Genomic DNA, 13,426 nt, shown 5'->3' with positions numbered 1-13,426 from the left:
TGCCCGCATCACCGCAGGGTACGGGCGGGAACGCGGGCGGGGTGTGTGACCATCTCAGGATTCACTCGTTCGACACAGGCGTGAGCACCTCTCAGAGAATCGGCTCGGCCTCCGTCGAGCACGCCGAGGCGGTACTTGTCGAGCAGTACCCGCGACTGGTCCGGCTCGCCTACCTGACGCTCCCGGACTCGCTGGGCCGGCACACACGCGTGCTGCGCGCCCACAAGGCCGTCCAGCGGGCGCTGCCCCACTCCGGCACCGCGCCGGGCGGCACGGACGATCCGGACCGGCCCCTCGCGCTGGTCCGCGTCCGCGTCCTGCGCGCCGCCCTCGCCCGCTCCGGGCCCGCCCGCACCGCCTGGGCGCGGGGCGCGCGGCCGCCCGTACCGCCCTTCGTCTGGGGGCTCAGACTCTGGCCCCCGGCGGGCGGTATCGACGAGGCGGCCCAGGCGCTGGGCGACGCCCCCGCGCCGGTCCGGGCGGCGTTCGTCCTGCACCACCTGGACGGCCTGGCCGAGGCGGAGACCGCGCGGCTCCTCGCCGAGGCCGGGGCCGAGGATTCGGCCGCCGCCGTACGGGAGGCCCTCGCGCTGCCCGTCGCGGAGGGGCTGCTCCGGGCCCTGCGCCGGCCGGAGTTCGACGCCAGTGTGGTCAGCGCCCGCCCCACCGACCTGCTCCGCAGGCGCCGCCGGACCCGCGCCTGCTGGGCCGGTCTCGCCGCCCTCGCCGTCACCGCCACCGTCCTCACCGTCCGCGGCGGGCCCACCGGCCCGGAGGTACGGCCCGCCGCCGGACCGGCGGCCTCCCGCGCGCTGGATCCCGCCCGGCTCCAGCGCGTGTCCGCCGAGGCATGGGCGGACACCGCCCGCGTCGACTTCACCGCCTGGCCCGCCCGGGGCGGCCGTTCCGGCGACCGCGACCTCCTCCGCCGCGCCCTCGCCACCTGGGCCGCGCCGGGCACGGCCAAGGTCACCGCCACGCCCGGCACCACCGCCGAAGCACCCGCGGGACCGCCCCAACTGCTGTACGCGGGCGAGCTGGACGGGCGCGCGGTGGTCCTCCTGCGCGACGGGGACCGCGTCGCCCGCTACGGCGAACGCGCCTCCGGCTCCGGCGGCCGCACCCTCGACCTCACCCGTACCGATGAGGCCGGGGTCACCACGGCCGCCGCCCTCACCCTGACCCGCAGCGCCGACGGGACCTCCGCGCGCTACCTCCTCGCCCCCTGGATCGCCACCGCCGGCACCCGCGACCTGAGGGCGCCGGGCGACACCGCGCGGGCCCTGACCGTGGCCGCCGACGGGGTCACCGCCCCGGCTGCCGTGCCCGCGGCCGGCGGAGCGTGCGCCTCCTGGCCCGTCCTCGAACTGACCTCCTCCGCCCGCATCGTGGAGAAGCACTCCTTCGTCCTCAGCGACCTCGGAGCGCTGTCCCCGGTGCACCTCACCTACACCCCGCTGCCGGACGGCCCCGGCGCCGTCCAGGCCCGCCAGCCGCGCGAGGCCACCGGCCCCGAGGCCCGCGCCGCCTGGGCACCCCTGGCCTGCGGCCTCGGCGAGCTGCGCGGGGGCGCGTACCGGGCCGTCAACGTCTGGGACTTCGCCGCCGCCCCGCTGCCCGACGGCGCCGGCCGCGCCGTCTGGTCCTGTACGCGGGCCTCCGGCTGGGCCGGGCCCGGCGATGTCACGGTCCGGCTCCGCCCCGAGGGCGGACCCCCGCAGGAGGTGGCGCGGGCCCGGTCCACCGCCGCCTGCAGCCGGTTCGGGCAGCACCTCCTGGCGGGCTTCCGCTGGCGCTCGCCCGCCGGCCGCTGGTACCTGCTGGCCGCCGGGAGCCGCCACGTCACCGGGGTGACCGCGACCGGCGCGGTCCGGGCCCACGCCGCCGAGCGGACCCTCGCGGCCCCGTGGACCGGCCCGGAGGGCGCGGTGTCCCTGACGGGGAGCCTCGCGGGCGGCGGGTCCGTCACCGCGCTGGACGGGGCGGGAGGGGGCCGCGACTGACCGGGGAGCCCGGCCCCTACCACCGCATGCGGACGTCCTCCGCCCAGCCCAGCAGGCCGTCGACCGCGATCCGCCGGCCCCCGTCGGCGCGGACGGTGCCGGTGTAGTGCCCGAAGCACTGGTCGGTGCGGTTGCCGATCAGCCCCACGTCCGTGCGGACGCGCCGGACGTGGAACGGGGTGAACCGCAGGTCCACCTGCCCGTCCGGGCCGTCGTGGACGGTCCACGGCGCCCCCGGGTCCTCGGGGGCGAAGTCCCAGACCAGCTCGCGGCCGATCTTGGTGAGCCTGCCGTCCACGCACAGCGCGTTCTCGGTCGCGCCGGTGCCGCGGGTCCACCGGCCGCCGAGCTGGATCCCGAGCGTGTGCCCGTCCGTACGCCCGGAGGCGGCGCCCCAGTTCCAGCGCACCCGGCGCGGCCAGCGGCCCCGGCCGTGGTCCAGGACGGCCCAGGCGCCGTCCCCGAACGGCAGGACCTCGTTCCCGACGGTGACCGTGCCCGTGGCGGGGCGCGCCGTGTGCTTGGAGGTGTACTGGAAGCGCCGGTCGCTCCACGGCACCACCACGGACAGCGTCTCGTGCCCGTCCGGCAGGGCCGCGTACAGGTCCACCTCCACCGGCACCCGGCCCGGACCCAGGCAGCGGGCCCGCAGCCGGGTCCCGCCGGGCTCGGCGCCGATCTCGACACGGACCTGCCCGCGCACGGGGCGTTCGGGCCCCACCACGACGGAACCGGTGCCCCCGGAGCCGGCGACCATGTCCGGCAGGCGCACGCCCCGGCCGCCGGGCAGGAGCGCGGTGCGCTCGAACTCGCGCGGTCCGCCCGGCCCGTAGCGCAGGACGTACACGGAGTTCAGTGCGAGGTAGTCCAGATCGCTGACGGTCAGGGCCACCAGGTGCGTCGGCGTCGTGACGCACCAGTACTCCCAGCGCTTGGTACGGCCCCAGCCCGGGATCGCGGAGCGGTGCAGGGGCTGCCGCGACCAGCCGACGGCTGCCGGATCCAGCCTGCCGTCGGGCAGACACAGTCCGACCGGCCCGGTGATCTCACGCTCATACGTGACCATGCGCGGACCCTATGCGGGGGCGGCGCGCCGGTCGAGAGCGGGGACGGCCGGCCCCCGGCCGCCTCGGCCGCCGGTGCGATCCCGGCGGGCTGGTTGTGCGGGTGGACCGGGCCCGCGTACACCGGGGTGGCCAGCTTCGCCGCGCGGGACATGCGCTGGTACCCGGAGACGACCGCCTACGTCGGCTTCAACGGCGGGGTGTCGGTCTGGAACGCCGCCGGCACCTGGCAGCGGGACGGGCGGCTGTGGGGCCGGTGCGTCACCGTGTACAGCGACACCGGGTATCAGGGGCAGAGCCGGGTCGTCCGGCCCGGCCAGGGCATCGCGGAGCTGCCCGCCGCCTTCGGGAACGTGCGCTCCCACCGGTTCCATGCCTGTCCGCTGACGTGAACGTGCGGCGGGGGCGACCGCCCCGTGGTCGCCCCCGCCTGTTCATCGCGGCTCAGTGGTCATACGCCGGTCCGTGCGCTCAGAACTGCAGCGCCCAGGAGTCGATCTTGCCGGTGTCGGCGTTGGCGTTGTCGTTCACCCGGAGCTTCCACACGCCGTTGGCGACCTCGGAGGAGGCGTTCACGGTGAAGCTCTTGATGATGTTGTCCGCGCTGCCGCCGGAGCGGTTGTGCAGGTTGTACAGGGAGCCGTCGGGGGCGACCAGGTCCACCTTGAGGTCACCGATGTAGGTGTGCTTGATGTCGACCGCGACGGTCAGGGACGCCGGGGCGTTGCCCGCGACCCCGCTGACGGTGACGGGGGAGTCCACGGTCGCGTTGTCGGCGATCGCGTAGTCGGCGGTGTTCTCGAAGCGCTTGCCCGGCGGGACGGTGCCGCCGTCACCGACGTTGAGCAGCAGGTTCGGGGAGCCCGTACCGGGGTTGGTCACCACGTTCGGGGTCGCGGCGCCCACCAGGCCGTCGCGGACCTGGGCCGGGGTGCTCGACGGGTTCTGCGCCAGGTACAGCGCCGCCGCGCCGACCACGTGCGGGGTGGCCATCGAGGTACCGGAGATGGTGTTGGTGGCGGTGTCGCCGGTGGCCCACGAGGAGGTGATGGAGGAGCCCGGCGCGAAGAGGTCCAGGACCGTGCCGTAGTTGGAGTAGCTGGCGCGGGCGTCGGTGTTCGTGGTGGCGCCGACGGTGATGGCCTCGGCCACGCGCGCCGGGGACTTGGTGGAGGCGTTGGTGGACTCGTTGCCCGCCGCGACGCCGTAGGTGATGCCGGAGGCTATGGAGTTGCGGACGGCCGTGTCGAGGGCGGAGTCCGCGCCGCCGCCGAGCGACATGTTGGCGACGGCCGGCTTCACGGCGTTCCGGGTCACCCAGTCGATGCCCGCCACGACCTGGGCCGTGGTGCCGGAGCCGTTGTTGTCGAGGACGCGAACGCCGACGATCTTGGCCTTCTTCGCCACGCCGTAGGCGCCGCCCGCGACGGTGCCGGCGACGTGCGTGCCGTGGCCGTGGCCGTCCTGGGCGGTGTTGTCGTTGTCGATGGCGTCGAAGCCGTAGGAGGCGCGGCCCCCGAAGTCCTGGTGGGTGATGCGGACACCGGTGTCGATGATGTACGCGGTGACGCCCTCGCCCGCCTTGTCGGGGTAGGTGTAGCTCTGGTTCAGCGGCAGCGCCCGCTGGTCGATCCGGTCCAGGCCCCAGGACGGCGGGTTCGGCTGGGTCGCGTCCACGGTGAAGACACGGTCCTGTACGACGGAGGCCACGGCCGGGTCGGCGGCGAGCCTCCTGGCCTGCGCCTCGGAGACCTTGACGGAGTAGCCGTTCAGGGCCGCGCTGTAGGTCCGGTCGATCTGGGCTCCGTACCGCTTGGCCACGGACTTGCCGCTGTCGGCGGTGGAGCGGGCGGCGGAGTCCTTCAAGGTCACGATGTAGCTGCCGGAGACGGTCCCGGCGGCGCCGGCGTTCTCGATGACGCCCTGCGCGCCGCTGTCGGCGGCCGAGGCGGGCAGCGCGGCGGCCGCGCCGAGCGCGAGGGCCGCGACGGCGGTCGCGCTGATGCCGGCGAGCCTCCGGCGGGTGTGACGCATCACGGACATGTGGGGGGTCCTCCTCAGGGGTGGTGCACGGCGGGGATGAGCGGGGGCGTGCTGAAGGGGTGTGCTGCGCATGCAGGGAGCGGCATGCGCATGACAACCCGTCAACTCGCCCTCGCCTTCGAAAGGTTGACCCACCCTCCGCTCGCCCACAAGAGGCCCACGGCCGCGTAACATCCTCGCCATGCTCCGGTCATGAATCAGCAAAGCCGGGGCGCACATGACGCGGGCACGGCCGACGGGTGCGGGGGAGCGGGCGGGGAGTGCGGTACGGGGCCCAGGCATGCCGGAGCGGCCCGGCGCGCGGGGGCCCGCGGGGGCTCGGTTTCACGCCGGGGGCGGCTACGAGCGGCGTTCCGGTGGTGCTGCGGCCCGGCGCGGCCGCTGCCTGGGACCTTCCGGCGGAGCGACGCGCTCCGCCCGTACCGCGCGGGGAACGGTTCCGGCCATGGAGTGCCTGGCGGTGAGGGGCCCGGTGCTGCCGGACCGGGGCGCGCTGAGACCCGTACGCACTGCTCGGTGGAGGGATCCGGAGCGGCGCTCGAATGCGGGCGCGGAGGGTGTGCGGGGTCTTTCGCCGTGTTCCGGAGCCGAGTTGTGAAATTTATGTGCGCGAGGTCGTGCGGCGGCTGCGGTAGGCGCCCGGCGGGACGCCCTCCCACCGGGTGAAGGCCCGGACCAACGCCGTCGCACCGCTCAGGCCGACGAGCGGGGCGATCCGGTCCAGCGGCAGCGCCGTGGTCTCCAGCAGCCGCCGGGCCCGGGTGTGCCGGGCCGCGTCGAGGAGGGCGCGCCAGGAGGTGCCCTCGGCGTGCAGTGCCCGGCGCAGGGTCCGCACGCTGAGGTTGAGCTCCCGCGCCGGGCCCTCGGGGCCGGTCTCGCCGAGCTCGGCGCGGTCGAGCCAGTGCCGGACGCGGCTGGACACGGTCGGGGAGGCGCGCAGCTGCTCCAGGAGCCGGTCGGCGTAGGAGCGGTGCAGGGCGTGCAGCGCGGGATCGTGCAGTGGGCGGCGGCGGTCGAGGTCCGCGGCGGCCACGGTGACGGCGTTCTCCGGGGCGCCGAAGGTGACGGGGCAGCCGAGGACGCGGGTGTAGGGCTCGGCCGGGCCCTTGAGCGGGTGGGCGAAGGAGACGGCGAGCGGCGCCCAGTCCTCGCCCGCGATCCAGCGGCCCGCCCGCACCATGCAGCTGACGACGGCCTCCACCTGCTGCGGACGCATGGCCGCCGCGGCGGCCGTAGGCCGGTAGAGGAGCCGGCCGGTGCCGCCGGTGCTGCCGGTGCCGCTCGCGCCGCCGTCCCGGTGCAGGGCCACCGTCCCCATCTGGCTCACCAGGGGGTGGTAGCGCTCGGCCGCCCGCGCGGCGTCCGCGAGGCACGCGCTGGTGAGGACGAGATGGCCCAGGATGTGCAGGTCCTCGGGCCGGAGGCGGTCGCCCACGAGCAGCCCGGTGTGCGGACCGGCGTCCCCGGCGCCGAGCACGGCGTCCCACACCGCCCGCATCTGCCCGAACTCCAGCCGCTCCCCGGGCGGTTCCCAGGCCCCGGGCCCGCCGGTGGCATGCAGGACGCCGAGGGCGTAGCGGGCGGTGACGGAGGGCGGCTCGGCGGGGGACACGGCGGCCAGTCAATGCGGGCGCCCCCGCCCCGTCAATACCGGTCCCGGGCAGGCTGCCCGCCGGGCGGCGTCGGGGAAGTCAAGATCATGGCCGCCGGAGTGAATGACTCCGGCCCTGTCCGCTCCTAGGGTCGACCCGCGGACACCGAAGGACCCGGGCCGGCCCGGACCCCACCGCGCAGAGGAGTACGCCGTGATCCTGTTCCTGCTTCCCGCGGGCGACTACGACCCCACCGAGGCGGCCGTGCCGTGGGCCGCGCTCAAGGACGCCGGATACGAGGTGCGGTTCGCCACTCCCGAAGGCAAGGTCGCGCTCGCCGACCCCCGCCTCACGGACCTCGGTTTCTCCTGGCTGTCGCCCTGGCTGATGACCCGGCGCGCCGAACTCGCCGCCTACCGCCGCCTCACCCAGGACCCCGATTTCCTCGCGCCCATGTCGTACCGGGCCGTCGACCACGCCCGCCTCACCGGCCTCTTCGTCCCCGGCGGCCACGCCACCGGCATGCGCACGCTCCTGGAGGACACCACCGCCCAGCAGCTCTTCGCGCGGGTGTTCACCCAGGGGCTGCCGGTGGGAGCCGTCTGCCACGGCGTACTGCTCGCCGCGCGGGCCACGGACCCGGCCACCGGCCGCTCCGTCCTGCACGGCCGCCGCACGACCGCGCTGACCTCCCTGCTGGAACTGACCGGCTGGAACCTCACCCGCCTCTGGCTGGGCCGCTACTACCGCACCTACCGCACCACGGTCCAGCAGGAGGTCACCGCCGCCCTCGCCGACCGGCGCCACTTCCGCTCCGGCCCGATACTGCCCCGGCGCGACACCGCCGCCCGCCCGGGCCGCGGCTTCGTCGTCCGCGACGCCCACTACGTCTCGGCCCGCTGGCCGGGCGACTGCCACCGCCTGGCAGCCGCCTACCTGGACCTGGTCCGCACCCACATGGCGGGCACGGCCCACGGCACGGCCCGACCTGATTCCGGTGCCGGGGGAGGGGTAGGCGCGCGGTGACATCCCGGCCGGTTTCCGCACGGGTCCGGCCGGTACGCCTGAGGAGGTCGGTATGAGCAGCGGAACCCTGGCGGGGAAGAAGATCGCGATCCTGGCCGCGAGCGGTGTGGAGCAGGTGGAGCTGGTCCAGCCGCGGGACGCGGTGCGGGCGGCCGGGGCCGAGACGGTGCTGGTGTCGGTGGAGGGCGGCAGCCAGGACGGCAGGATCCAGGCGATGAACTCCGACATCGAGCTCGCGGACACCTTCCCGGTGGACGCCCTGATCGGCTCGGTCTCGGCGGAGGACTTCCACGCCCTGATCCTGCCGGGAGGCGCGGTCAACCCCGACACGTTGCGCCAGGACGAGGACGCCGTCGCGTTCGTCCGGGCTTTCGTGACCTCCGGCAAACCGGTCGGTGCGATCTGCCACGCGCCCTGGACCCTGATCGAGGCCGACGTGGTCCGCGGCCGCACCCTCACCTCCTATCCCAGCATCCGCACCGACCTGCGTAACGCCGGAGCCACGGTCGTGGACGAGGAGACGGTCACCGACAACGGCCTAGTCACCAGCCGCAGCCCGGACGACCTCCCCGCCTTCTGCGCCAAGATCGTCGAGGAATTCGCCGAAGGCCGCCACGAGACCTGATTCCCGGCCGGCACCGGCCCGCCGTTCACGGCGCCGGGCTGAGGCGGGCGGTGAAGACGATGATGTCGTCGTCGGGTTCCGCCGCGAACGTGTCGACGAGCAGCGCGCACAGCGCCTCGGGCTCGTGGGGGCCCGCCTCGGCGGTGGCGGCGAGGAGGTCGAGGCGCTCGTAGAGGTCGTCGGCGCGGGTCTCGACCAGCCCGTCGGTGATCATCAGCAGGCGGCTGCCGGGTTCGATCTCGTGGGTGCTGGCGGGCGGGTGCGGCAGACCGATGCCCAGGATCGGCCCGTGCTCCCGCAGGAAGCGCGGCGGCCCGCCGGGAGGCAGGAGCAGGGGCGGCAGATGGCCGGCGTTGGCGAGGTGCAGGCGTCTGTTGCCCGGCTCGATCAGCGCGATGCACAGGCTGGTGGTCCAGCCCGGCTGGTGCAGGCGGAGGAGGTGGTCGAGGTGCTTGAGCAGCACATGCGGCGGGTGCCCCTGGGCGGCGTACGCGCGCAGCGCATGCCGCAGCTGGCCCATGACGACGGCCGCCTGGAGGGAGTGTCCGGCGACATCGCCCACGGCGAGCAGCAGCCCGTCCGGGGTGTCGACCGCCTCGTAGAAGTCGCCGCCGATCTCGGCGGTGGTGACGGCCGGCAGGTAGCGCACGGCGAGTTCGACACCGGGGGACCGGGGCAGGGAGGCGGGCAGGAAGGTGCGCTGGAGCATCAGCGCCAGTTCGTGCTCCTGGCTGAACCGTTCGACGACGTCCTTGTGCTCCACGGTGAGTTCCGCGTACAGGGCCATGACGCCGGCGTTGGTCTCGGTCAGTTCCTCGTTGAGGCGTTCCAGCTCGTCGCGCTGGGCGTGCGCCTCCTCCAGGGCCGCCATCAGGTCGCGGGACTGGGCCCGCAGGTCATCGATCGCGGTCGCCGGTACGGATGCCTCGACGAGCTTGCGGACCTTCGCCTGCGCTGCCGTCAGCTCGGTGGGGGAGAGCGGGGGCAGCGGGCAGGTGATGTCGATCCGGCCGCCGCGCCACCCGGCCCCGCCCCCGGCGGAGGCGCCGGGGGCGGGCAGGTAGGCGGTCTGCGGCAGGAGGCGGGTGACGGCGGCCAGGGACTCGCCGCCGGGGATCCGCTCGTCGGCCCATCTCAAGGACGCCTTGAGCGCCGCCGGTTCGTACAGCACGTCGAAGGTGACCGTCATCGGGGCCGGCCGCAGGAGGTCGCGCCCCAGTTCGCTCAGGGCCGTGGCCAGGCGGACCTGGTCGCGGTCCTCCAGCCCGGCGGCCCGGGCCACGGTCTTCGCGCGCCGGCGCAGGGCGAAGACGTCCTGCTCGGTGGCGACCACGGCGACCAGGGCGGGTGCCTGGTCACGGGTACGGGGGAAGCCCACGGCTACCGGACCCCCTTGGTGATCACCACACTGGCGTCGTCACGACGGGTCCCGGCCTGGCGCAGCAGACCCGCGGCGATCAGGGCCGGGGGATGGTGCAGGAACGAGGCCAGATCGCCCGGCTTCCAGCGGTCGCTGAGCCCGTCGGAGTGCATCGCCAGCACCCCGCCCTCGGGCAGCCGGTGCTCGTAGGTACGCAGCTGGCGCATCTGATGGCCGACGATGCCGGGGTGGGAGACGAGGCTGGAGCGCTTGTCGGCGGTGACGACCGACGCGGTGATGTTCCCGATACCGCAGAACAGCAGCCGCCCGCCGGGCTCCAGCCGAGCCACCGCGACCGCGGCGCCGCGGGTGCCGCGCAGCGCCCGGTGTACCTCCTCCATGACCTGGGCGGGAGTGTGTCCCGTACCGGTACGGAAGGCGTGGACGGCCGCCTGGGAGGCGGCGGCCGCCATCGGGCCGTGGCCGAGCCCGTCGCAGGACATCACCAGAACGCCGCGGCCCGGCTCGACGTCCGCGTCCCGCAGGGGCCCTGAAAGACCGACGGCCGCCGGCGCCGCCGCCGCGCGCTCGGCCGGCGCCGGCCCACGGTCCGCTGCCCGGCCGGGGTCCGGCCGCGCCAGCTGCGTCCGCGACGACGCGCCGCCGGGCCGGTCCGCGGTCATCGCCGACCAGTCGAACACCGTACGCGACGTGCTCTCCCCGCCGGCCCGCACCGTACGCGACGCCTCGGCGGCGCCGTGGTCCCCGCGCGCGGCCCAGGCGTCACCGCAGATCTCCTGGCCGCCGATGGGCCGGGTGATCCCTCCGACCAGCGGCTCGCCCGCCACCGACGGCGGCAGCGGGTGCGGCCAGAACCGGGCCAGTTGTACGGTTCCGGTGCCCGGCACCGAGTGCACGTCGAACCGGTCCGCGAGCCGCCGTACGGCTCCCAGCCCCAGCCCCAGCGTCCCCACCGTCGACACGCCGTCCCGCAGAGCGGCCGGCACATCGGGCATGCCGGGCCCGGCGTCGATGACGATCACCTCGACACCGGCCACGCTCCGGTTGCGCAGCACCCGCAGCAACAGCGAGCCGTCGGCGGTGTGCTTGGCCAGATTGGTGGTCAGCTCGGTCACGGCCAGGACCAGCTGCGCGGTGCGGTGCTCTCCCAGGCCGATACGCCGCCCCAGCGCGGCCGCCGCACCACGGGCGGCCTCGTACTGGTCGCGGAACCAGGCCGAGTCCTCGCAGTCCAGCAGCGGTGACCCGCCCACGGGGATCACCGGGCCCACTTGGTGATGGCGACCGTGGTGCCCTGCCCCGGAGCGGTGTCCAGGACGAAGTCGTCGACGAGCCGCCGGGACCCGGACAGGCCCAGTCCCATCCCGCTGCCCGAGGTCCACCCGTCGGTCAGAGCCAGCTCCACATCCGGGATACCGGGCCCTTGATCGGCGAAGACCAGGCGCACACCGCGCCGGCCGCGCTCCTCCACCAGCGCGGCGGTCATGGTGCCGCCGCCCCCGTAGATGAGGGTGTTGCGTGCCAGCTCACTGGCGGCGGTGATCAGCTTGGTCTGCTCCACCAGCGAAAGCCGGCACTGCTGGGCCAGCGCACGCACCAGCTGACGTGCCTGGACCACCCCGGCGTTGGCGTTGATCACGAGTACGGTCGGGCCCCCGGCCGGCCCGCTCACAGGCCGGCCGCGGCATCCGGCCCGGCACCCTGGTCACCGGACCCGGCGAGCGGGAAGAACGCGTCGCCCTCCTGCCGGCCGCGGAGCCGCTCCAGGACCTGCAGCCCCTTGTCCAGGGTCAGCGCCGTCCGTACCCCGCCCAGCGAAAGACCGAGCTCCACAAGGGTGATGGCGACGGCGGGCCGCATGCCGACCACGACGGTCTGCGCGTCCAGCAGACGCGAAATCGACGCGATGGTGGCGAGCATCCGCCCCACGAACGAATCCACGATCTCCACCGCGGTGATGTCGATGACCACCCCGTGGGCACCCGAATCCACCACCGCGGCCGCCAGATCGTCCTGAAGCAGCATCACAGCCTGGTCGTCCAGATCCGTCTGGATCGACACCAGCAGGACCTGACCGATCCGAAGGACCGGAACCCGCTCGCTCACCGGCCACCGGCCTGCGGGGCGGTACGCGAGAGCGTGGTGCCGGAGCGGCGCAGCGCGTGCCGCAGCGCGTCCGCCAGCGTGGCCTTGGTGACGATGTCGCCGAAGTCGATCCCCAGGGCCACGATGGTCTGCGCGATCTGCGGCCGGATCCCGGAAATCGTGCACTCCGCACCCATCAGACGCGCGGCCACGACCGTCTTGAGGAGGTGCTGCGCGACCTCCGTGTCCACCGCCGGCACACCGGTGATGTCGATGATGGCCTGCTCGGAACCGGTGTCGATGAGAGCCTGGAGCATCTTCTCCATCACCACCATGGTCCGCGCCGAGTCCAGCGTGCCGACCAGGGGAACCCCGATGATCCCGTCCCACAACTTGACCACCGGCGTGGACAGCTCCATCAACTGCTCGGCCTGCGCGGAGATCAGCTCCTCGCGGGTCCGGGTGTACACCTCGATGGTGAACAGGCCCAACGCGTCGAGCAGGGCGGTGAAGTTCAGGTAGGCGCGCACATCGCTGTCCTCGCCGGTCAGCGCCGGCTCCAGGACCTCCTTGAGGGTGAACACGCTCACCGCCGTCTCGGTGGGGGTGAACCCCTGACGGGCCCGGTTGCGCGACAACTCCGTGAGCAGCGCCCGGACTTCACCGAACGCCTCCCCGCGCGCGTCCAGGCTGCCCTCCCCAAGCGCGGCCACCAGCGCCGCGTACAACTCCTGGAGCTCACGGTGGACCTCGTTGCGGCTCACCCGGCCGCCCAGGGAGTCGGTGACCTTGTCGGCCCACTCCGCACCCAGGTCCTCACCTCGGACGCTCAAGAGGCCGATCAGCCGTTCAGAAACGTTCTTATCAGCCACAACGCACATCCTTTTGTATGAGTTCCCCGCAGACCTTAAGGCATGCCCGCCCGATCCGAAGACGCCTCCCTCCACCCGGAATCACCGGGCGGGAGCCCGCCGCCGGACCGGCCCGCGAGCCGTGGACAGAAGGTGACCGATTCCACGTGTGAAGCGGTTCTGCCGGGGCAGCCGGTCCTCAACGAGGCCGCGCCACCCGGTCCCTTCGGGGCGGGAGCGGCCGTCGACACAGCAAGTGAGGAGTCTTCGTATGACTGAGAACGTGTGGGGCTACCACGAGACGTCCGGCCGCCTGGCCGGCACGGACCTGACGGGCTACAAGGTCGAGGCGACGGACGGCTCCATCGGCAAGGTCGACAAGCACTCCGACGAGGTCGGCTCCGCCTACCTCGTGGTCGACACCGGCCCGTGGATCTTCGGCAAGGAAGTCCTCCTGCCCGCCGGAACGGTCACCCGGATCGACGCCGACGACCGGAAGATCCACGTGGACCGGACGAAGGAGCAGATCAAGAACGCGCCGGAGTTCGACCGGGACACGCACCTGGGCAACGAGGACTACCACCGCCAGGTCGGCGGGTACTACGGCCCGGACCGCATCTGACGCCCGTACACCCCGCGTCACCCCGGCCGGGGGGGGGGGGGGGGGGGGGCCGCCCCCCCCCCCCCCCCCCCCCCCCCCCCCCCCCCCCCCGCGCCCCCCCGCTCGGGGCGGCCCGCTCTCGGCCGAAGACCATG

The 13,426-nt window shown here is 74.3% G+C and carries 13 protein-coding genes; 5 read left to right on the top strand and 8 right to left on the bottom strand.

Annotated elements, in window-relative coordinates; translation table 11 throughout:
- Positions 1-80 precede the first annotated feature (80 nt).
- Entirely contained in the window at positions 81-2,003 is a 1,923-nt protein-coding gene (locus tag ABZ873_RS20365; protein ID WP_360873724.1) for a hypothetical protein, read from the top strand.
- A gap of 16 nt (positions 2,004-2,019) precedes the next feature.
- Here ABZ873_RS20365 and ABZ873_RS20360 read toward each other — a convergent pair whose 3' ends face one another.
- Positions 2,020-3,069 (bottom strand): DUF2804 domain-containing protein, encoded by a 1,050-nt coding sequence (locus ABZ873_RS20360; protein ID WP_360873721.1) that lies wholly within the window; start codon positions 3,067-3,069, stop codon positions 2,020-2,022.
- Between the two features lie 126 nt (positions 3,070-3,195).
- Here ABZ873_RS20360 and ABZ873_RS20355 point away from each other — a divergent pair, with 126 nt between their 5' ends.
- The gene (locus ABZ873_RS20355; protein WP_360873719.1) at positions 3,196-3,459 is read left to right on the top strand and encodes a hypothetical protein; all 264 of its coding nucleotides are present in this window, start codon (positions 3,196-3,198) and stop codon (positions 3,457-3,459) included.
- 79 nt (positions 3,460-3,538) lie between these two features.
- Here ABZ873_RS20355 and ABZ873_RS20350 read toward each other — a convergent pair whose 3' ends face one another.
- Complete coding sequence (locus tag ABZ873_RS20350) at positions 3,539-5,110, bottom strand: S8 family peptidase (RefSeq protein ID WP_360873716.1); 1,572 nt, start codon at positions 5,108-5,110, stop codon at positions 3,539-3,541.
- 601 nt (positions 5,111-5,711) lie between these two features.
- Positions 5,712-6,722 carry an AraC family transcriptional regulator ligand-binding domain-containing protein gene (locus tag ABZ873_RS20345; protein ID WP_360873713.1) on the bottom strand — a complete coding sequence of 337 codons (1,011 nt, stop codon included), beginning with the start codon at positions 6,720-6,722 and terminating at the stop codon, positions 5,712-5,714.
- A gap of 193 nt (positions 6,723-6,915) precedes the next feature.
- On the opposite strand from ABZ873_RS20345, the gene ABZ873_RS20340 reads away from it, so the two are divergent.
- Positions 6,916-7,728 carry a type 1 glutamine amidotransferase domain-containing protein gene (locus ABZ873_RS20340; RefSeq protein ID WP_360873710.1) on the top strand — a complete coding sequence of 271 codons (813 nt, stop codon included), beginning with the start codon at positions 6,916-6,918 and terminating at the stop codon, positions 7,726-7,728.
- A 52-nt stretch (positions 7,729-7,780) separates the two neighbouring features.
- On the top strand, positions 7,781-8,353 hold the full coding sequence (locus tag ABZ873_RS20335; protein ID WP_360873707.1) for a type 1 glutamine amidotransferase domain-containing protein: 573 nt from the start codon (positions 7,781-7,783) through the stop codon (positions 8,351-8,353).
- A gap of 25 nt (positions 8,354-8,378) precedes the next feature.
- On the opposite strand, the gene ABZ873_RS20330 is transcribed toward ABZ873_RS20335, so the two are convergent.
- The 5 genes from ABZ873_RS20330 to ABZ873_RS20310 are packed head-to-tail and all read right to left on the bottom strand — an operon-like array spanning position 8,379 to position 12,691.
- On the bottom strand, positions 8,379-9,731 hold the full coding sequence (locus tag ABZ873_RS20330) for a SpoIIE family protein phosphatase (protein ID WP_360873704.1): 1,353 nt from the start codon (positions 9,729-9,731) through the stop codon (positions 8,379-8,381).
- 2 nt (positions 9,732-9,733) lie between these two features.
- On the bottom strand, positions 9,734-10,987 hold the full coding sequence (locus tag ABZ873_RS20325; protein WP_360873701.1) for an ATP-binding SpoIIE family protein phosphatase: 1,254 nt from the start codon (positions 10,985-10,987) through the stop codon (positions 9,734-9,736).
- Positions 10,988-10,992: 5 nt separating this feature from the next.
- Positions 10,993-11,406, bottom strand: coding sequence for an anti-sigma regulatory factor (locus tag ABZ873_RS20320; protein ID WP_360873698.1), 414 nt, complete (start codon positions 11,404-11,406; stop codon positions 10,993-10,995).
- Complete coding sequence (locus ABZ873_RS20315) at positions 11,403-11,840, bottom strand: STAS domain-containing protein (RefSeq protein WP_360873695.1); 438 nt, start codon at positions 11,838-11,840, stop codon at positions 11,403-11,405. The genes ABZ873_RS20320 and ABZ873_RS20315 overlap by 4 nt, the downstream gene beginning before the upstream one ends.
- Positions 11,837-12,691: an STAS domain-containing protein gene (locus ABZ873_RS20310; protein WP_360873692.1), complete on the bottom strand. Its 855-nt coding sequence runs from the start codon at positions 12,689-12,691 to the stop codon at positions 11,837-11,839. The genes ABZ873_RS20315 and ABZ873_RS20310 overlap by 4 nt, the downstream gene beginning before the upstream one ends.
- 250 nt (positions 12,692-12,941) lie before the next feature.
- Between ABZ873_RS20310 and ABZ873_RS20305 the strand changes: the two genes are divergently transcribed.
- A complete protein-coding gene (locus tag ABZ873_RS20305; protein WP_360873689.1) occupies positions 12,942-13,292 on the top strand; it encodes a PRC-barrel domain-containing protein in 351 nt (116 codons plus the stop codon).
- Positions 13,293-13,426: the final 134 nt, after the last annotated feature.

The organism is Streptomyces sp. NPDC047014, assembly GCF_040644195.1.
Taxonomy (GTDB): domain Bacteria; phylum Actinomycetota; class Actinomycetes; order Streptomycetales; family Streptomycetaceae; genus Streptomyces.
The sequence above is the reverse complement of the archived record's forward strand: the minus strand, read 5'-3'. Positions and strand labels throughout refer to the sequence as shown.

Coding starts and splice junctions, on each gene's coding strand:
- ABZ873_RS20360 (WP_360873721.1), bottom strand. CDS start 3,069: ATGGTCACGTATGAGCGTGAGATCACCGGGCCGGTCGGACTGTGTCTG.
- ABZ873_RS20350 (WP_360873716.1), bottom strand. CDS start 5,110: ATGTCCGTGATGCGTCACACCCGCCGGAGGCTCGCCGGCATCAGCGCG.
- ABZ873_RS20305 (WP_360873689.1), top strand. CDS start 12,942: ATGACTGAGAACGTGTGGGGCTACCACGAGACGTCCGGCCGCCTGGCC.
- ABZ873_RS20335 (WP_360873707.1), top strand. CDS start 7,781: ATGAGCAGCGGAACCCTGGCGGGGAAGAAGATCGCGATCCTGGCCGCG.